General features: G+C 72.8%; 18 protein-coding genes. 12 read left to right on the plus strand and 6 right to left on the minus strand.

Translation table 11 applies throughout. The annotated features are described in order from the left end of the window. From ACXJKF_RS12500 to holA, 4 genes are all read left to right on the plus strand, one after another. Window positions 1-547 (plus strand): DegV family protein (locus ACXJKF_RS12500; protein ID WP_456788036.1); only part of this gene is annotated, 547 nt, incomplete at its 5' end. 553 nt (window positions 548-1,100) lie between these two features. Further along, window positions 1,101-1,955 carry a ComEA family DNA-binding protein gene (locus tag ACXJKF_RS12505; RefSeq protein ID WP_456788037.1) on the plus strand — a complete coding sequence of 285 codons (855 nt, stop codon included), beginning with the start codon at window positions 1,101-1,103 and terminating at the stop codon, window positions 1,953-1,955. Window positions 1,956-2,161: 206 nt separating this feature from the next. After that, on the plus strand, window positions 2,162-3,793 hold the full coding sequence (locus tag ACXJKF_RS12510; RefSeq protein WP_456788038.1) for a ComEC/Rec2 family competence protein: 1,632 nt from the start codon (window positions 2,162-2,164) through the stop codon (window positions 3,791-3,793). A 31-nt stretch (window positions 3,794-3,824) separates the two neighbouring features. After that, the gene (gene holA, locus ACXJKF_RS12515) at window positions 3,825-4,844 is read left to right on the plus strand and encodes a DNA polymerase III subunit delta (RefSeq protein ID WP_456788039.1); all 1,020 of its coding nucleotides are present in this window, start codon (window positions 3,825-3,827) and stop codon (window positions 4,842-4,844) included. A 52-nt stretch (window positions 4,845-4,896) separates the two neighbouring features. Here the strand turns inward: holA and ACXJKF_RS12520 are convergent, their stop codons facing one another. Both ACXJKF_RS12520 and ACXJKF_RS12525 read right to left on the minus strand, forming a co-directional pair. Further along, window positions 4,897-5,520 carry an EAL domain-containing protein gene (locus ACXJKF_RS12520; RefSeq protein ID WP_456788040.1) on the minus strand — a complete coding sequence of 208 codons (624 nt, stop codon included), beginning with the start codon at window positions 5,518-5,520 and terminating at the stop codon, window positions 4,897-4,899. A gap of 87 nt (window positions 5,521-5,607) precedes the next feature. Continuing rightward, complete coding sequence (locus tag ACXJKF_RS12525; protein WP_456788041.1) at window positions 5,608-6,336, minus strand: EAL and HDOD domain-containing protein; 729 nt, start codon at window positions 6,334-6,336, stop codon at window positions 5,608-5,610. Between the two features lie 200 nt (window positions 6,337-6,536). On the opposite strand from ACXJKF_RS12525, the gene ACXJKF_RS12530 reads away from it, so the two are divergent. Both ACXJKF_RS12530 and ACXJKF_RS12535 read left to right on the plus strand, forming a co-directional pair. Continuing rightward, the gene (locus ACXJKF_RS12530) at window positions 6,537-6,692 is read left to right on the plus strand and encodes a hypothetical protein (RefSeq protein ID WP_456788042.1); all 156 of its coding nucleotides are present in this window, start codon (window positions 6,537-6,539) and stop codon (window positions 6,690-6,692) included. A gap of 92 nt (window positions 6,693-6,784) precedes the next feature. Then, window positions 6,785-8,107, plus strand: coding sequence for a helix-turn-helix domain-containing protein (locus ACXJKF_RS12535; protein ID WP_456788043.1), 1,323 nt, complete (start codon window positions 6,785-6,787; stop codon window positions 8,105-8,107). Window positions 8,108-8,442: 335 nt separating this feature from the next. On the opposite strand, the gene rpsT is transcribed toward ACXJKF_RS12535, so the two are convergent. Together rpsT and ACXJKF_RS12545 are read right to left on the minus strand one after the other, a co-directional pair. Continuing rightward, window positions 8,443-8,703: a 30S ribosomal protein S20 gene (gene rpsT, locus ACXJKF_RS12540; protein WP_456788044.1), complete on the minus strand. Its 261-nt coding sequence runs from the start codon at window positions 8,701-8,703 to the stop codon at window positions 8,443-8,445. Window positions 8,704-8,894: 191 nt separating this feature from the next. Further along, window positions 8,895-9,395: a type II toxin-antitoxin system PemK/MazF family toxin gene (locus ACXJKF_RS12545; RefSeq protein WP_456788045.1), complete on the minus strand. Its 501-nt coding sequence runs from the start codon at window positions 9,393-9,395 to the stop codon at window positions 8,895-8,897. A gap of 103 nt (window positions 9,396-9,498) precedes the next feature. On the opposite strand from ACXJKF_RS12545, the gene ACXJKF_RS12550 reads away from it, so the two are divergent. From ACXJKF_RS12550 to ACXJKF_RS12560, 3 genes are read left to right on the plus strand one after another with little or no spacing between them, the layout of a single operon-like run. Beyond that, window positions 9,499-11,100 (plus strand): circularly permuted type 2 ATP-grasp protein, encoded by a 1,602-nt coding sequence (locus ACXJKF_RS12550; RefSeq protein ID WP_456788046.1) that lies wholly within the window; start codon window positions 9,499-9,501, stop codon window positions 11,098-11,100. Next, window positions 11,094-12,023 (plus strand): alpha-E domain-containing protein, encoded by a 930-nt coding sequence (locus ACXJKF_RS12555; protein WP_456788047.1) that lies wholly within the window; start codon window positions 11,094-11,096, stop codon window positions 12,021-12,023. Before ACXJKF_RS12550 ends, ACXJKF_RS12555 begins: the two co-directional genes overlap by 7 nt. 49 nt (window positions 12,024-12,072) lie before the next feature. After that, window positions 12,073-12,912 (plus strand): transglutaminase family protein, encoded by an 840-nt coding sequence (locus ACXJKF_RS12560; protein ID WP_456788048.1) that lies wholly within the window; start codon window positions 12,073-12,075, stop codon window positions 12,910-12,912. A gap of 4 nt (window positions 12,913-12,916) precedes the next feature. On the opposite strand, the gene ACXJKF_RS12565 is transcribed toward ACXJKF_RS12560, so the two are convergent. Continuing rightward, on the minus strand, window positions 12,917-13,672 hold the full coding sequence (locus ACXJKF_RS12565; protein ID WP_456788049.1) for a maleylpyruvate isomerase family mycothiol-dependent enzyme: 756 nt from the start codon (window positions 13,670-13,672) through the stop codon (window positions 12,917-12,919). 111 nt (window positions 13,673-13,783) lie between these two features. On the opposite strand from ACXJKF_RS12565, the gene lepA reads away from it, so the two are divergent. After that, entirely contained in the window at window positions 13,784-15,664 is a 1,881-nt protein-coding gene (gene lepA / locus ACXJKF_RS12570) for a translation elongation factor 4 (RefSeq protein WP_456788050.1), read from the plus strand. Beyond that, window positions 15,661-16,875, plus strand: coding sequence for a radical SAM family heme chaperone HemW (gene hemW, locus ACXJKF_RS12575; protein ID WP_456788051.1), 1,215 nt, complete (start codon window positions 15,661-15,663; stop codon window positions 16,873-16,875). Before lepA ends, hemW begins: the two co-directional genes overlap by 4 nt. A 48-nt stretch (window positions 16,876-16,923) precedes the next feature. On the opposite strand, the gene ACXJKF_RS12580 is transcribed toward hemW, so the two are convergent. Continuing rightward, window positions 16,924-17,304 carry a DUF4870 domain-containing protein gene (locus tag ACXJKF_RS12580; protein WP_456788052.1) on the minus strand — a complete coding sequence of 127 codons (381 nt, stop codon included), beginning with the start codon at window positions 17,302-17,304 and terminating at the stop codon, window positions 16,924-16,926. A 177-nt stretch (window positions 17,305-17,481) separates the two neighbouring features. On the opposite strand from ACXJKF_RS12580, the gene ACXJKF_RS12585 reads away from it, so the two are divergent. Next, window positions 17,482-18,609, plus strand: coding sequence for a hypothetical protein (locus tag ACXJKF_RS12585; RefSeq protein ID WP_456788053.1), 1,128 nt, complete (start codon window positions 17,482-17,484; stop codon window positions 18,607-18,609). Window position 18,610: the final 1 nt, after the last annotated feature.

Here is an 18,610-nt window from a genome sequence, read left to right on the forward strand (position 1 = left end):
CTTCTCGGTGGGCCCGCCGCCGGCCGAGGCCGCGACCCCGCCGGCCGCCGGRCCGGTCGCCGCGGCGCGTGCGTGGTGGCGTGGCCGAGGACGCGTCGAACCCCAGCTGGCGTCCGGCGCCCAGGTCGCCGAACGCGGCCGCGCGGTCGCCGGGTCGACGCGCGTCTGGTTCCTGGTCGACTCGCTCGACCACCTCCGCCGCGGTGGGCGCCTCAGCATCCCGGCGGCCGCGATCGGCATCGTGCTCGGCCTGCGCCCGATCCTCACGCTCGACGACGGCCGCATCGAGGTCATCGAGAAGGTCCGCACGCGGCGCGCGGCCCGCGACCGGCTGGTCGCCCTCGCCGTCGCCGAGATCGCTCAGCGCCCTAGTGCGCGCGCCGCCGTGCACCACCTGGGCCAGCACGAGCTCGCCGAGACGCTCGCGAGCGAGCTGGCGGACGCGGCGGGACACCACCTCGTGGACACCGCCATCTGCGAGTCCAGCGCGGTGCTCGCCGCGCACGCCGGTCCCGGCCTGCTCGCGATCGTGGTCGCGGACTCCTGACCGCCGCTGCCGTCCACGCGAGCCGCCCACAGCCCGCACCGAGGAGGGCCTGCGCACCACGGCTTACGGTCCGGCTCCTGCTCTCGTCCGCCGAACTTAGGTTCGCCGGGTGCAACACCGTGACCGCCACCTCGACCGGATCACCCGGCACCGCCTGACCGCGCTTACCGCACGCCGCGCCGCTGCTCCGGCTGCGCCGAGCGCCCGCGTGACGGTCGCGCAGGCGTCGACTCCCGCAAGCAGCCACACACGACCCGCCTCCCGAGCGCTCGCCGGCGCGTCCGCTCTGGGGTCGGTCCCGGTGCCGAGAGCCCGGCCGGCGGGTGGCGCAGCACCGTGGAGCCCCGATCCGTCCAGCGACGCGACGACCACCTCCGGCGGCGACGAAGACGCGATCCCGTGGACGGCGTCCGGCTGGGTGCCGCACGCGCCGTCAACGGCACCGACGATCGACCCGACTGCCGTGGACGGGTCCACCTCGGGCTCGCCGTCAGCACCGCCACTCGACCCGACGGTTGTCGACGGGTCCACGCACGGCTCGCGACCGACCCCGGTGCAGTCACCGGCATCGGCCCTMGACCCGCCCGCGGTCGACGGGCTCGCGTCGGGCTCGCCACCCGCGCTGGTGCACGGGTTCGGCTCGGTGGCGCACGACACCCGATCGGGCGCGCTGCCTGTTTCCCTCGTGGCACGCACGGAGCACCGACGTCCTGCCGAGGTCCTGCCGACGCGGACCACGACAGCGCTGCAGGTCGCCGCCGCTGGCTACACGGCAGCCCACGGTGACCCGACCACCCGCGCGGCGGTGTCTCGCCGCCGCGTCCGGTGGGCGATCTCGTGGCGGCTCTCCCTGGCGACGGGGGCCGTGCTCCTGCTGGTCGCCGGTGCGATCGCGTTGCGGGCGTCCGCGCTCGCACCCGGCCCCGCGGTGGTCCTCCCGACGCCCGTCCCGAGCGGCCCGGTGGCCTCCGAGGCCCCGACCGTGGTGGCCGAGGTCGTCGTCGATGTGGTCGGCGCCGTAGCGGCACCGGGTGTCGTCCGGCTCGCGCAGGGATCTCGGGTGGTCGACGCCATCGCCGCAGCCGGTGGTGCGACCGCGGAAGCGCAGGTCAGCTCGCTCAACCTGGCACGTGTGCTGGTCGACGGGGAACAGATCGCGGTGCCGCGGCCGGGGGACCTGCCAGCGCAAGCCGCCGCCGCCGAGCCCGCCGGCGGGGACGGGCTGGTCGACCTCAACACCGCCGACGCCGCCTCCCTCGACAGCCTGCCCGGGATCGGTCCGGTACTGGCGGACCGGATCGTGGCGCACCGCGAGGACCGACCCTTCACGACGGTCGACGAGCTCGCAGACGTCGCCGGCATCGGCCCGACCCTCCTCGAACGCCTGCGCGACCTGGTCCGGGTATGACACCGCCGACCCAGCCGCAGCCGACGAGACCGCTGCCACCGACGAGACCGCTGCCACCGACGACACCGCTGCCGCCCACGACACCGCTGCCGCCCACCACACCGCTGTTGCCGACGGGACCGCTGTCGCCGACGCCGACGACACCTCCTGCGCGACGCGGGCCGACGGACACGTCGACGCGGTCGCCTGCGCGTGGTCCGGACGGCGTGCTCACCCAGGCCTCCGCGCGGGCGAGCGCGGCTCACGCGCCGCTCGCCCCGGCGGACCCTGGCGAGGACGCCGACCCACCCATCACGGTCGACGTGCGACTGCTCCCGGGCGCCGCCGTCGCGTGGCTGGCAGCCCTGGTGGTCGTGCGGGTGTCGTCGCGCGCGGCCCTGATCGGGGCCGTGGTCTGCCTCGTGTGCCTGGCGGTCGGGGCGGCCGTCGTGGCGGTGCGCCGTCGACAGGGGCCGCCGGTGGAGGCCGCGACGCGAGCGGTCGACGAGCGTCTCGGCGTCCGCCGGCCATCGCCGCGCGATCTGCGGGGCCCTGTCGCCGCCCTCGGGCTCGTCGTGGCGGCGGCGGTGCTCGGCGCGGGAGCGAGCCAGACGGCAGCGCGCGACGGGGGTCTGCTGCCCGTGCTCGCATCCGACGGTGCGATCGGTCGGGTGGAGGGCGTCGTCGTCGGCGAGCCGACGGTTGTCCCGCCCGCGTGGCCCGGTGCGCCGGAGCGTGTCCGTTCCCTGGTCGCCGTCGACCTCGTCACCGCCGGAGGGCGGGAGTCCGGCGCCACGGGCCAGGTGCTCGTGCTCGGTCCGTCGTCGTGGAGCGCTGTGGAGCCCGGTGCTCGGATCGCCGCGTCCGGCAGGCTGCGCCCGGGCGAGACGGGACGGCGGACGGTCGCGGTCCTGCTGAGCGGGGGAGCGCCGGACCTGATGTCGGCGCCGTCCGCACCGGACGCGGCGGCGTCGCGCTTCCGGGAGGGCGTGCGGTCGCTCGCGGAGACGCTCCCGGGTGATGCCGGAGCGTTGCTCGCGGGCGTCACGGTCGGTGACACGGCTGCGGTCCCCGGCGACCTCAAGGATGCTCTGCGCACCGCAGGGCTCACCCACGTGACGGCGGTGTCGGGTGCGCACTTCTCGCTGGTCGCCGCCCTCGTCCTCGCCCTGACCTCGGCGGTGCGTCTTCCCCGGCTCGCCCGGGTGGGCCTGACCGTTGCGGCGATGGCGGCGATGGTGCTCGTCGTCCATCCGTCGCCGAGCGTCGTGCGCGCGGCGGCGATGGGGCTGGTGGCGCTCCTCGGCGTCCTGCTCGGCCGTCCGCACCGCGCGCCCGCCGCACTCGGGGCGACGGTCGTCCTGCTGCTGGTCGCGGACCCGTGGCTGGCCGGCGAGCTGGGCTTCGTGCTCTCGGTCCTCGCGACCGGCGCCCTCGTGCTCCTGGGCGGACCGCTCGCCGACCGCTGGTCCGGGGCGCTCGGCCGGCCGGTCGCCACTGCGCTCGCCCTGCCGGTCGCCGCACAGCTGGTGTGCGCCCCGGTGATCCTGCTGCTCACGCCTGCCGTGTCCCTGTACGCGGTCCCCGCGAACGTCCTGGCCGCCCCTGCCGTGGCCCCGGCGACGGTGCTCGGGCTGGCGGCGGCCTGCGTGGCTCCGTGGTCGTTCGCCGTCGCCCAGGTGCTCGCCCTCGGCGCCGGTGCGGCGTGCTGGTGGATCGGAGCCGTCGGTCGTGTCGCGGCCGCGGCGCCCGGTGCGCAGGTGGACTGGCTCCCTGGGTGGACGGGTGCGGTCCTGCTCGCGGTGGCAGGGGTGTGCGTGCTCAGGCTGCTCGTCCACCGTCGCGCGCCGCCTCGGTAGCGGCGTCGGTGACCTCTGGCAGGCTGTGCTCGTGCCTCCCGCCACCCGCCGCCCCGCCGCCCGCGCCACCAAGGGGACGGTCGGCGTCTCGTGGGAGGCGGTCGAGCTGGCGCCCGTCCTGCTGGTCAGCGGCGCCGAAGGGCTGCTCGCGGACCGTGCCGTCGACCGGGTCGTCTCTCTCGCCCGCGCCGCGGACGCCGACGTCGAGGTCACCCGGCTCGATGCCGCCGACTACGCGGCCGGCACGCTCGGCGTGGTCAGCAGCCCGTCCCTGTTCGCCGAGGACAAGGTCGTGGTCGTCGACGGTCTCGAGCGCGCCGGCGAGGAGCTGCTGGACGACGTGACGACGTACCTCGCCGCCCCGCCTCCCGAGGTCGTCCTCGTCCTGCGGCACGCCGGTGGTCAGCGCGGCAAGAAGCTGCTCGACGCGCTGCGGTCGGCAGGTGTCCCGACGGTGGCCTGCGACGTGATCAAGTCGGACGGCGACAAGAGCGCGTTCGTCACGGCTGAGCTGCGACGTGCCGGTCGCCGGGCCGACGCGCAGGCCGTGCGAGCCCTCGTCGACGCCGTGGGCAGCGACCTGCGCGAGCTCGCGGCGTCGTGCGCGCAGCTCGTCGCCGACACCACCGGGCTGATCGGCCCGGAGGCCGTCGAGCGCTACTACGGGGGGCGGATCGAGGCGACGGGCTTCCGCGTCGCCGACGCGGCCGTCGCCGGGCAGTCGGGACAGGCCGTGGCGCTGCTGCGGCACGCGCTGGCGACAGGCGTGGACCCTGTGCCCGTCGTCGCCGCCCTCGCCGCCAAGCTGCGCGTGCTGGCCAAGGTGGCCGCGGTGCGCGGCCGCGGGGCCGGCGCGGTCCGGGACCTGGGGCTCGCCCCGTGGCAGACGKACCGCGCGATGGCGGACCTGCGCAGGTGGACACCCGAGGGGCTGGCCAGCGCCATCTCCGCGGTCGCCCAGGCGGACGCGGAGGTCAAGGGGGAGGGCCGCGATCCGCAGTTCGCGGTCGAGCGGGCCGTCCTGCGCGTCGCGGCGGCCGTCGGCTCCTGAGACTCGGTCGTGTGCCTGTGCGGTGAGCGTGATCGGTTCGGTCGGTCGGTCCCTACGCGGTGAGCGTGATCGCGGGGCCGAGCACGTCGCCCTGCAGCAGGTCGAACCCCCACCCCCGACACTCCTCGACGAGCAGGGAGTCGGAGACCCGTTCGGCCACCAATCGGGCGCCGTACTGCCGCGCACGCTGCACGAGCGCTGAACCCTGCCGCCGGACGTCGCGGCAGTCGATCTTCACGAAGTCGGCGTAGGGCATCATCGCGACCTGGTTCGGCTCGGCCGCGAAGTCGTCGATCGCGATGAGGTACCCGCGGCTCCGCAGCCGCTCCAGTCCCGCGATGACGTCAGCGTCGGCCGCGACGGACTCGACGATCTCGAGCACCAGACGACCCGCGTGGGCGGGCAGGGGGCGGTCGTCGACGAGGAACGAGCGGGTGATGTTCACGAACGCGTAGGTGGTCGCGGTCGGGGGGCCGTCACCGAAGAGGGCGTCGAGCACCGAGGCGGTCGCGACGTCCTGACGGTCGGAGCGCCATCGGTCGACCTGCGCGGGGAGCCCGTCGCGGGATCGGTAGAGGAACTCGTTGCCGAACAGCTGGCCGTCGGTCGTCCAGATGGGCTGGGACGCGATGGGGAGCCGCGACGGTAGCGCGGGGGAGACGACGGACGCGGTCACACTGGATGAGAGCGACGCGGCGACGATTCATGACGCCGTTCACCCGGCTGGAGCAGTGGGCTGTGACCGGGCACGTCGGCGGAGGTGCTAGAGGCTGACGCGGCGAGCGCCTGCGCGGTCGAGCACACCGGCACGCTCGAGCAGGTTGCCCTGGAAGAGCGTGAACCCGAGGTCCCGTGCGTGACGCAGGGTGTCCGGAGTCTCGACGTACTCGGCCACGAGCAGCGCGCCGTACGACCGGGCGAGGTGGACCACGGGGGGCCCTTCGACGTCCAGGTCGCGCACGTCGATCTTCACGAAGTCCGCGTGCGGCAGGAGACGACGCTGGTTCGGGTTGCTCACGAACGCCGGGACCGCGACGCGGAAGCCTTCCTCACGCAGCCGGCGGATGCCTGAGAGCACCGCGGAGTCGACCGTGACGGCGTCGTTCACCTCGATCACCAGGCGGTCGGGCCGGCGGKGGATGGGCAGGTCACCCACGAGGTAGGCGCGCGGGCACCGGACGAAGAGCAGCCGGCCGTTGGCGACGTGCTCGAGATCGGCCCGGCCGAAGGTGGCGCCGAGCACGTGAGCGGTCGCCCGCTCGTGCTGGTGGGAGCTCCATGACATCGCGCTCGCGGTGAGCTGGTCGGGGGAGCGGAACGAGAGCTGGTAGGCGAACGGGCGCCCGTGCTCCGAGAAGATGCCCTGCCGCGCGACGAGCACCGGCTCGTGCGAGATCCGCTGCGCCCACTCCTGCCGGAGGGCAAGAGGGATGGCGTCCTCCACCGCGGCTGCGAGGTGCGCGAGCCGCCCGTCGGCGTCGTCGGGTGTCATGGGATCTATGACACCACATGTTCGCGGCTGTGAACCGCTCCCGGGCGGGTGGAATTCTGAGGGAGGTTCGGGACCCCGCTCCACGCGCGCACGGAATCGGGATCTTTCACCCTTTCAGGGTCGGACCGGTGAGTAACGGGAGACACGATGCGAGTCACAGGCCATCATGGGCACCACCTGCACACCGGTACGACAAGAAGATGGAGCACCTCATCATGCCCAGAACGCTCAAGTCCGCCATCGTGGTCCTCTCCGTGCTGGGGTTCCTCACCCTCGCGCCGAGCTCGGCCCTCGCCGACGGCGACGACACGGTGATCAACGGTGGCGCCAGCGGCTGCTGCCGGATCATCAACTGACCCGATCCTCGTGATGCACAGCAGAGGCACAGACACGCCGTCTCTGCGGGGGGTGGTGCATCCGGGGTACGTCACACATACAATGACTGACCATGACCACGATTGCTGACCGGGTGCGTGACGCTCGGCTCGCCGCTGGGTTGTCCCAGACCTCGCTCGCGGGCTCCGCGTTCTCTCCCAGCTACATCTCCCTGATCGAGGCGGGTCATCGTGAACCGACTGACTCCGCGCTCGCCGTGCTGGCTACACGCCTGGGCACGACCCTCGAGTATCTGAAGCACGGCGAGGACGGTCCCAACGAGGCGCGCACGCGCCTCGAGATCGACTACGCCAAGCTCGACATGACGCAGGGCGACGCCGTCGGTGCGCGACGCAGGCTCGAGGCGCTGGACCTCGAGATCGTCTCGCCGTCGGTCCGCGTGGACGCACTCACCACGCTGGCGCACGCGTTCGAGGTCCTGGGAGACCTCGAAGGGTCCGTCGCGATCCTCGAGCCGCTCCTGGCGGACTCCCGAGGTCGCACGCACCACGTCGAGTCGGCCAAGCTGGCCAACGCGCTGGTCGCGTCGTACCTCGAGGCCGGCGACCTGCACCGCAGCGTCGAGGTGGGCGAGCGCACGCTCGACGAGCTCGAGGCGGCGGACCTCGCCGGGACGGACGAGCACCTGCGTCTGGCGTCCACAGTGCTGTGGGCGTACGTCGAGCGCGGTGACCTCCTCTACGCGACCCACCGGGCCGCAGAGCTCGTGCGGCTCGCCGAGTCGCTCGGCAGCCCGCGTGGTCGTGGCAGCGTCTACTGGAACGCGGCGCTGGTCGCCGAGCAGCGGCGCGACTACGAGCTCGCGCAGCGGTACACGGAACGGGCCCTCGGGCTCCTGTCCGAGGGTGAGGCGGACCGCGACCTGCCCCGTCTGCGCCTCAACTACGCGTGGTTGCTGCTGCGGTCGGACCCGGTGGACCCGCGCGGTGCCCTCGACCAGATCGAGCGCGCGACACCCGGGCTCGCCGTCCTCGGTTCCGAGCTCGACCTGGCGCGTGTCGACGTCGAGAGCTCGCGTGCGTACCTCCTGCTCGGTGATGTCGACGCCGCGGAGCGGTTCGCGACGGCGGCGCTCGAGCGGCTGGGCGACCCGCCCCGCCTCGAGACCGCGTTCGCCCAGCTCTCCCGTGGCGACGCGCTGCACGCGCGTGGCGACGTCGTGGGTGCGGCGCGGGCGTACGAGTCGGCCGCGGACCTGCTGGGCATGATGTCGGCGTCCCGGCAGTCGGCGTCGGCATGGCGCGACCTGGGTGACCGGTACGCCATGCACGGCGACAGCGCGGCAGCGGCGCAGGCCTACGACCGTGCGTTGCGTGAAGCAGGCTTCCGTCCCACGATCCCGCTCAGCTCCTGGGAGACCTGGTCGCTGATCTGATCGAGGTCGGAGAACAGTGAAGGCGTCACCCCGCAGGGGGGGTGACGCCTTCACTGTTTCCCGCGCCCGATGACGCCGGGCGGCCGGCACCTCGTGCGGTCGGGAGCGTGCTCGGCGTGATCGCACCGGAGCGGGGAGCCGTGTCGACGGACGACTGAGACGCCGGGGAGGCGACGCCGGACACCGGGGGAGGCTACGCCGTCACCGTTGCGCGCGCCGGAGGCCGACAACGGAGAAGGCGCCACCCCGATCGGGGTGACGCCTTCCTCGGTGCTCGTGCCGCTCGTCGCGGCGACCGGCGGTCACGGTCCTGCCGTGACCCGCTCAGCGGAAGATCAGAGTGCGCCGACCGACTTCGCCAGCGCCGACTTCTTGTTGGCGGCCTGGTTCTCGTGGATGACGCCCTTCGAGACAGCCTTGTCGAGCTTGCGCGACGCCTCGACGAGAGCCGTCGACGCTGCGTCCTTGTCGCCACCGGCGACGGCCTCGCGGACGCGACGGATGTGCGTCTTGAGCTCGGACTTCACCGCCTTGTTGCGCAGGCGCGACTTCTCGTTGGTGGTGATGCGCTTGATCTGGGACTTGATGTTGGCCACGTGTGGACTCTCTTGTGCGTTCGCCGAAGCGATCTGACAGGTCTAGAGGGCGCGCACAGCTCCGGGACTAGGGCGTGGGGATACCCGCGGAGAGGAACTGGGCTTGTGCCCGCCGACCCGGGCGGACACGCGAATCACCATGTTAGCAGGCGAGGGGCACGGAGCCGAACGGCGTGACGGGCCTCACGGGGTCACCAGCCGTGCGTCCGGCGCAGCGCCACGGCGACCTGGTCGAACAGCGCCCGGTCGACGATGGCGCCCTCGCGCCGGACCGCGGACTGTCGCAGGCGGAGCACGCGGTCGAGCCGCACCTCGCTGGGCCGCCGTCGGGAGTCCCACGCCCCTGCGCCGATGTCCATCCACACGTGGCCGCGCCGGGCCTCCACGGCGACGTCGCGCGAGTGGTCCTTGCTGGTGAGCATCAGGCCGAGCAGGTCCTGCGCGTCGCGACCGATCACGAGCACGGGACGGTCCTTGCCCTGGCTCGGGTCGTCCTCGAACGGGACCCATGCCCAGACGATCTCGCCGGGGTCCGCGTCGCCGTCCAGCGCCGGGGCGTACTCGAGCCGGACGGTTCCGTGGTGGTCGGGGAGGCCCGTCCGCGCAGGCGGTCCGGGCGAGGTGCCGGTCAGCCGGGCGACACCGTCGCGGAACGCTCGTCGTACCCGGGTCCAGCGCGAGCTCGTCGTCACCGGCCGACCGTACCGGGCGTGCGGGGAAGGACGTGGCCGGACAGACCCGCCGGTGCGACTCCACGTAACGCGGCGTTATCACCGGGCGGATACTGTCCGGATCATGGCCGACCTGTTCGACGACTACCCGACCGGACCGGCATGGGACGAGATGATCGATCCCGACGGTGGCGGATCCCTCAAGGCGTACTCCGGCCTGCACCGAGCGCTCGCCCAGCTCAGTGCCGGAGAGCTGCGCGTGCGGGCCGAGACGCTCGCCCGGTCCTACCTCGCGCAGGGCGTCACCTTCGACTTCGCCGGCGAGGAACGCCCCTTCCCGCTCGACGTCGTGCCTCGCGTCCTGGCGGGCGACGAGTGGGAGCACGTGGCACCCGGCGTGGCACAGCGTGTCCGCGCGCTCGAGGCGTTCCTGGCCGACGTCTACGGTCCGCAGCGCGCGATCGCCGACGGGGTGATCCCGCGCAGCGTCGTCGTCTCGTCGACGAACTTCCTGCGTGCCGCGCGCGGCATCAACCCGCCGAACGGCGTGCGCGTGCACGTGTCGGGCATCGACCTGGTCCGGGACAGCCTGGGTGGCTGGCGGGTGCTCGAGGACAACGTGCGGGTGCCCAGCGGGGTCAGCTACGTCCTCTCCAACCGGCGGGCGATGGCCCAGACGTTCCCCGAGCTGTTCGCCGCCCTGCGGATCCGCCCGGTCGCCGACTACCCCCGCCGGCTCCTCGCCGCGCTGACCGCGGCCGCGCCGTCGGGCGTCGACGAGCCGACCGTGGTGGTGCTCACGCCCGGGGTGTTCAACAGCGCCTACTACGAGCACTCGCTGCTGGCCCGCACGATGGGGGTCGAGCTGGTGGAGGGTCGTGACCTGTTCTGCTCCGGTGGGCGCGTCTGGATGCGCACGACGCAGGGCCGGCGCCGGGTCGACGTCATCTACCGGCGGGTCGACGACGACTACCTCGACCCCGTGGTGTTCCGCAACGACTCCTACCTGGGCAGTCCCGGGCTCATGACGTGCGCGCGCAACGGCACCGTGACGATCGCGAACGCCGTGGGCAACGGCGTGGCCGACGACAAGCTCGTCTACACCTACGTGCCCGACCTCATCCGGTACTACCTGAGCGAGCAGCCGATCCTGCGCAACGTCGACACGTGGCGGCTGGAGGAGCCGGACGCGCTCGAGGAGGTGCTGGACCGGCTGGACGAGCTCGTCGTGAAGCCCGTCGACGGCTCGGGGGGCAAGGGGCTGGTCGTCGGACCGAAGGCGTCCGCCGCCGACCTGGCGACCCTCAAGGTGCGGCTCCGCGAGGACCCGCGCGGGTGGATCGCGCAGCCGGTCGTGCAGCTCTCGACGGTGCCGACGCTCGTCGAGGACGGCCTGCGACCCCGGCACACCGACCTGCGCCCGTTCGCGGTGAACGACGGCGAGTCCGTGTTCGTGCTCCCGGGCGGGCTGACGCGCGTGGCGCTGCCCGAGGGCGAGCTCGTCGTGAACTCGTCGCAGGGCGGTGGGTCCAAGGACACCTGGGTGCTCGGTGGGGCGGTCCCGCGGCGCGCCGTGCGGCACCAGTCGGACCTCCCGCAGGCCGTCGCGCAGGACTCGGCGGTGCCCATCGACTCCAATCCCAACGACGTGCGCGCCCAGGTGATGCAGCAGCAGCAGGGCCGCACGACGACCACCACGACCTCACTCGGGGGTGCCGCGTGCTGAGCCGGATCGCGGAGTCGTTGTTCTGGATCGGCCGGTACGTCGAGCGCGCGGACGACACCGCCCGGCTGCTCGACGTCCACGTGCAGATCCTGCTGGAGGACCCCTGGGCCGAGGAGGACCTGGCCTGCCGGTCCCTGCTGTCGGTGATGGACCGCGCCGCGCCGCCCGCGCACGTCGAGGTGGGCCGCGAGTTCGTGCTGGACATGCTCGCGTACGACCGGTTCGCACCGTCGTCGATCGCGGGCTCCCTGGTGTCGGCGCGGGAGAACGCCCGCCGTGCGCGGGAGATCATCTCGACCGAGCTCTGGGAGTGCCTCAACGCGACCTGGAACCAGCTGCCGTCGCACATGAGGCCCGGGCGCCCGCACGACTACTTCACGTGGGTGCGGGAGCGGGCGGCCATCGTCGCCGGGATCATGGACTCGGCCACGTCGCGCGACGACACCTGGAACTTCATGGTGCTGGGCCGGTCGATCGAGCGTGCCGACATGACCGCGAGGCTGCTGACCACCCGCGCGCTCGCCGGCTCGGCAGGACCGAGCTGGACGACGCTGCTGCGGTCGTGCGGTGCCCACGAGGCGTTCCTGCGGATGTACCGGGGGGCCGCGTCGGACGAGCGGGCCGCAGGCTTCCTGCTGACCGACCGGCTGTTCCCGCGGTCCATCGTGTTCGCGCTCAACCAGGCCGAGGCGTGCCTGGCGAACCTCGAGGGCACGTCGGACCGGGCGGCGGTCGACGACGCGCGGCGGCACATCGGGTACGTGCGCACCAACCTGGAGTACCGACCGTTGATCGAGGTCCTCGACGCGCTTCCCAAGGAGATGGAGCGGGTGCAGCGCGCCTGCTCCGCCGCCTCGGACGCGATCCGCGGCCGGTACTTCCCGAGCGCGTCGTCGACGAACTGGGTGGGGGAGGCACTGTGAGCGAGCCGGAGGGCGGGGTCGCCTGCAGGCTCGCGAACGAGGAGGCACTGTGAGCAGGTTGCGGGTCGTGCACACGTCGACGTTCCGGTACGACAGCGCCGTGGTGGCGTCGTACAACGAGGCGAGGATGACGCCGCTGTCCCAGCAGGGGCAGACGGTGCTGGAGACGGGGATCGACGTCCAGCCGCACACGGGCTGGCACGAGTACCGCGACTACTGGGGGACGGCCGTCTCGGCGTTCGAGGTGCTGACCCCGCACGAGTCGATGGTGATCACCGCCGAGCACCTGGTCGAGGTGGCGGAACGGCCGCCGCTGCGCTCCCCGGCGACCTGGGACACCCTGCGTGGCGTCGAGCTGCGCGACCGGTTGGCGGAGTTCCTCTCGGACACCCCGACGACGGCGCCGCCGGAGGACGTCGTCGAGCTGGCGCAGCGGGTGGCGGCGGACCTCGAGCCTGCGGACGCCGCGCTCGCTGTCGCCGCCGCGCTGCGCGACGAGATGGAGTACATCCCCGGCGTCACGACGGTGCACACCCCCGCCTCGGAGGCGTGGACCGCGCGGGCGGGGGTGTGCCAGGACATCGCGCACCTGGTCGCGGGCGCGCTGCGCGCCATCGGCATCCCGGCGCGGTACGTCTCGGGCTACCTGCACCCCGACTCCGAGGCTCCCGTCGGCACGACGGTGATCGGCGACTCGCACGCGTGGGTCGAGTGGTGGGTGGGCGAGTGGTGCGCGTACGACGTGACCAACCGGGTGATCGCGGGTGACCACCACGTGGTGCTCGCCCGCGGTCGGTCGTACGACGACGTCCCGCCCCTGCGCGGGATCTACGCGGGTGCGGGCACGCAGGCCGCGGAGGTCCAGGTGCAGATCACGCGCGAGGCCTGACCGGTCACGGCGTCAGGCGCCGGCTGAGCGCGTCGTCGAGGGCGGCGGCGTCGCCGTCGACGGTGAGGCGCTCGTCGGCGGGCGTGGCGCGCCCCCACAGCAGGAGGGCGAGCGCGTCGGCGGGTCCGGTCACGGTGGCGGCGGGGGTGGCCGACCCGCCGAGCAGCCAGGACCGCCCGGCGTCGTCGGCGACGAGGGCGACCGGTGCGGGCAGCGGCTCCATGCGGCCCATCCGCTCCTGCCGTGGCTGCATGACGGTGACCACCTCGTCGACGGTGTCCGCCCAGATCCGCGGGTCGACGTCCAGCTCGAGCCTGCCCGCGGTGCGCAGGTCCCACAGGTGCACGAGCGTCTCGTGGGTCTGGCGACGGTGCCAGAACGAGGCCGGGCCGTTCTCGACGAGCGTCCACGCGACGGCGTCGGGACCGAGCTCGGTGAGGGTGTCCCGCAGCTCGGTGGCGCACGTGGCGTAGAGGTCCTCGAGCACGAACGGGCCGCGGCCGAGCGGCGTCTCCTGCTTCCGGCGCGCCTGCGCGGCCGCCCAGTGGTGGATGCGGGCCAGGTGGACGACGAGGTCCTTGACGCGCCAGCGGCCGCACCAGGGCACGCGTGTGGCCGGGTCGACGAGCGGGATGGTGGCCAGGAACTGGTCCTGGAGACCTCCGAGCACGGTCAGCAGGTCGGTCGGCTCATCGGCAGGGACAGCGGCACGACCAGCGGCACGAACAGCGGCAGGCGAATCGGCACGGTCCGTCGTCATGGGACCATGGTGGGATAGACCACCGACAGCCGACAGGCGGTCACCGGTCACCGTTCGTCGGGAAGGCGCGAGCACCTGCGCCGCCCGACTCCGACGCCAGGAGCAGTCCGCTTGTCCCCGATCCCGAGTGCAGCTGCCTCGTCGCGCATCCACCCCGCGGCCACGGCTCCCGAGCTGCTGCGCAACTTCTGCATCATCGCGCACATCGACCACGGCAAGTCCACGCTGGCCGACCGCATGCTCCAGCTCACGGGGGTCGTCGACTCCCGGGCGATGCGCGCGCAGTACCTGGACCGGATGGACATCGAGCGCGAGCGCGGCATCACCATCAAGTCGCAGGCCGTGCGGATGCCGTGGGGCGTCGAGGACAAGGCGTTCGCGCTGAACATGATCGACACCCCGGGGCACGTCGACTTCACCTACGAGGTGTCCCGGTCGCTGGCCGCCTGCGAGGGGGCCGTGCTGCTGGTCGACGCCGCGCAGGGCATCGAGGCCCAGACGCTGGCCAACCTGTACCTGGCGCTCGAGAACGACCTGACGATCATCCCGGTCCTGAACAAGATCGACCTGCCGGCCGCGCAGCCCGAGAAGTACGCGGAGGAGCTGGCCAAGCTCATCGGCGGCGAGCCCGAGGACTGCCTGCGGGTGTCCGGCAAGACCGGTGCCGGCGTCGTGGAGCTGCTGGACCGCATCGTCGAGCTGGTGCCGCCGCCCACCGGCGACGCGAACGCACCGGCGCGCGMGATGATCTTCGACTCCGTCTACGACACGTACCGCGGCGTCGTCACGTACGTCCGGGTCATCGACGGCAACCTGAACCCGCGCGAGAAGATCGTCATGATGTCGACGCGCGCGACGCACGAGCTGCTCGAGATCGGCGTCATCTCCCCGGAGCCCGTCCCCACCAAGGGTCTCGGCGTCGGCGAGGTGGGCTACCTGATCACCGGCGTGAAGGACGTGCGCCAGTCGAAGGTCGGCGACACCGTCACCAACGCGAGCAAGCCGGCCGCGGAGGCGCTCGGCGGGTACTCCGACCCCAAGCCGATGGTGTTCTCGGGTCTGTACCCGATCGACGGGACGGACTACCCGATCCTGCGCGACGCCCTGGACAAGCTGAAGCTCAACGACGCCGCGCTGAACTACGAGCCGGAGACGTCCGTCGCACTGGGCTTCGGGTTCCGCGTCGGCTTCCTGGGCCTTCTGCACCTGGAGATCGTGCGCGAGCGGCTCGAGCGCGAGTTCGACCTCGACCTCATCTCGACCGCCCCGAACGTCGTGTACGAGGTCACCCTCGAGGACAAGACCGTCGTCACGGTGACCAACCCGAGCGAGTTCCCGGCGGGCAAGATCGGCGACGTGAACGAGCCGATGGTCAAGGCGACGATCCTGTCGCCGTCCGAGTTCATCGGCGCGATCATGGAGCTCTGCCAGACCAAGCGCGGCGAGCTGCAGGGCATGGACTACCTGTCCGAGGAGCGCGTCGAGCTGCGCTACGTGCTGCCCATGGCGGAGATCGTCTTCGACTTCTTCGATCAGCTGAAGTCCAAGACCCGCGGGTACGCGAGCCTCGACTACGAGCGCATCGGCGACCAGGTGGCGGACCTGGTGAAGGTCGACATCCTGCTGCAGGGCGAGACGGTCGACGCGTTCAGCGCCATCGTGCACAAGGACAAGGCGTACGCGTACGGCGTCATGATGACCGCCAAGCTCAAGGACCTGATCCCGCGCCAGCAGTTCGAGGTGCCCATCCAGGCCGCCATCGGCGCCCGGATCATCGCGCGCGAGACCATCCGGGCCATCCGCAAGGACGTCCTGGCCAAGTGCTACGGCGGCGACATCACCCGCAAGCGCAAGCTCCTGGAGAAGCAGAAGGAGGGCAAGAAGCGCATGAAGACGATCGGTCGGGTCGACGTGCCGCAGGAGGCCTTCATCGCCGCGCTCTCGAGCGAGCCCGCGGGGTCGGCCGGCGGCAAGGACGCGAAGAAGAAGTGAGCCCCGCGCTCCCTGAGGGCGATGTGGCACCGGACGACGGCTCCCTTCCGGCGTCGGCGTTCGAGGGTGCCGACGAGCGCGCCTTCGCGGTCTACCTGCACGTGCCGTTCTGCACGGTGCGCTGCGGGTACTGCGACTTCAACACCTACACGGCGACCGAGCTGGGCGGCGGCGCGAGCCAGCACGCGTATGCGGACACGGCGCTGAAGGAGATCGCGCTCGCGGCTGGGATCCTTCCGCGCCGGCCCGTCAGCACCGTGTTCGTCGGCGGCGGCACGCCGACCGTCCTGTCTGTTCCTGACCTGTCACGCATGCTCGGCGGCGTCCGGGACGCCTGGGGGTTCGCCGACGACGTCGAGGTCACGACGGAGGCCAACCCCGACTCGGTGACGCCGGAGTCGCTCGCCGCGCTGGCCGACGCCGGGTTCACGCGCGTCTCGTTCGGCATGCAGTCCGCGGTGCCGCACGTGCTCGCGACGCTGGACCGCACCCACGACCCGCGTCGGATCCCCGACGTCGTGCGCTGGGCGCGGGACGCGGGGCTGGCTGTCTCGCTCGACCTCATCTACGGCACGCCCGGGGAGTCGCTGGACGACTGGCGGACCAGCGTCGAGACGGCCCTCGCGACGGGCGTCGACCACGTGTCCGCGTACGCGCTCGTCGTCGAGGCGGGAACCCGCATGGCGGTCCAGGTGCGCCGCGGCGAGCTCGAGCTGCCCGACGGTGACGACCAGGCCGCGAAGTACGAGCTGGCGGACGACCTGTTCGAGGCGGCCGGGCTGCACTGGTACGAGGTCAGCAACTGGGCGCGGACGCCCGCCGACGCCTGCCGGCACAACCTCAGCTACTGGCGGGGGGACGACTGGTGGGGGATCGGCCCCGGTGCGCACAGCCACGTCGGCGGGGTGCGCTGGTGGAACGTCAAGCACCCGCGCGCGTACGCGGACCGGCTGGACCGTGGGCTGAGCCCCGCCGCCGGGCGGGAGACCGTCACGGGCGACGGGGCGCTGCTCGAGCGCCTCATGCTCGGCGTCCGGCTGGCGGACGGCCTGGCGGTCGACGCCCTGCCGCAGGACGCGCGGACGTCCGTGGCGGGCCTGGTGGCCGACGGCCTCGTCGACGGGCACGCAGCGGTCCAGGGCCGACGGATCGTCCTGACCCGACGCGGTCGGCTGCTGGCCGACGCGGTGGTCCGGACGCTCGCGAGCTGACGGCGTCCGTCCCCAGGCAGCCCGGACCCGGTCCGGGCCAGCGTGCTGTCAGCGCACCAGCTCGAGGCTGAACGGGTACCGGTAGGAGCCGCCGCGCTGCACGGCGACGGCGGCCAGGACGCTCAGCACGAGGCTGATCAGACTCACCGCGATGAAGCCCAGCCAGCCGACGAAGCCGATGACCGGGATCGAGCGGACGATCGCGCAGACGATGAGCGCGATCAGGACGGTGAGCTGGAAGTTCAGCGCCACCCGGGCCTCGTCGGCCGCCGCGCTCGCCTTCTCGCGGTTCACCAGCCAGATCACCAGGGCCGCCACCCAGCCGGCGTAGAAGTACGCGAGGATCCCGCCGAGGTGCGCCAGCATGCCGAGGGTCCGGGTCTGGTCCGCGCTGCTCGGCGGCGGGCTCTGCGGGTGCTCGTACGACATCGTGGCTGCTCCTCGTCCGGGGCCGTCGGCGTGACGGCAGGCGCAGCCTACCGATCTGGACGACCTCGCGCCGGGCGTGTCGACATGCCGGGAACGCCCCGGTTCCTTGACACGTGAGCACCGCCCCGGTTCGCTGCTCCGTGGGCGACGACCGCCCTGTGACCAGGGAGGCCACACATGAGCGAGAACCCCGGCGGGACCCCGCCGCGCGACGACGAGCCCGCGAACGCGCCCGACCCGGCCGCTCCGACGGGTTCGGGCTCGATCGAGCCGCCCGTCGAGCCGACCCCGGTGCCCGGACCTGACGCGCCCCCCGTGCCGCCGCCCGCGACACCGCCGGTGCAGCCGCCGCCCGCACCGCCTGCACCGACCCCGCCGGCACCGCCCGTCCCGCCTGCGCCGTCGTACGGCCAGCCGCCGGCMGGCCCGCAGTACGGCCAGCCRCCTACGTCCCCGCAGTACGGCCAGCCGCCTGCTTCCCCGCAGTACGGCCAGCCGCCCGCCGGGTCCTCGCCGTACGGTCAGCCGGCGCCGGGCGGCTACCCGCCGCCGCCCGCCTACGGCCAGGCCCCTCCGGGCGCCTACCCGCCGCCGGCAGGCGGCTACGGTCCGCCCGTCCAGGCGTCGCCGGTCGGGGAGTCCTTCTCGTACGGCTGGAAGAAGTTCACGCAGTCCGGTGGGCTGTTCATCGGCGCGGCGCTGGTCTGGTTCGTCATCGCGGCGGTGGTGCTCTCGATCGTGGGCGCCATCTTCGGCGGCTTCGGGGCGCTGCTCAGCACGGGCAACGGCGACGGCGTCGCGCCGGGCCTGCAGATCGGGTTCTCGTTCGGCTGGTTCGTCTTCTCCGCCGTCGCCGCGATCGTCGGCTACCTCATCCAGGCGGCGTTCATCCGCGCTGCCCTGGACGTGACCGAGGGGCGACAGCTGAGCTTCGGCGACTTCTTCAAGTTCGTCGAGCCCGGACCGGTGATCCTGACCGCCCTGATCCTCGCGCTGATCAACGCGGTGCTGGGCATCTTCCCGATCATCGGGCCGCTCGCCTCGCTGGTCGTGAACTTCCTGCTGATCTTCGTGTTCTGGTTCGTCATCGACAAGCACCTCCAGCCGGTGGACGCACTGAAGGCCAGCTACGCGCTCGTCACCCGGAACCTGTCGACGACCGTCCTGTTCTACCTGCTGAGCCTGGTGATCTACTTCGCCGGCGCGATCCTCTGCGGCATCGGTCTCTTCGTGGCCGTGCCGGTCGTGCTCCTGGCGACCGCGTTCCTCTTCAAGCGGCTGCTCGGGGACCCGATCGCCGCCTGAC

It is taken from the genome of Cellulomonas sp. P5_C5 (assembly GCF_054049655.1).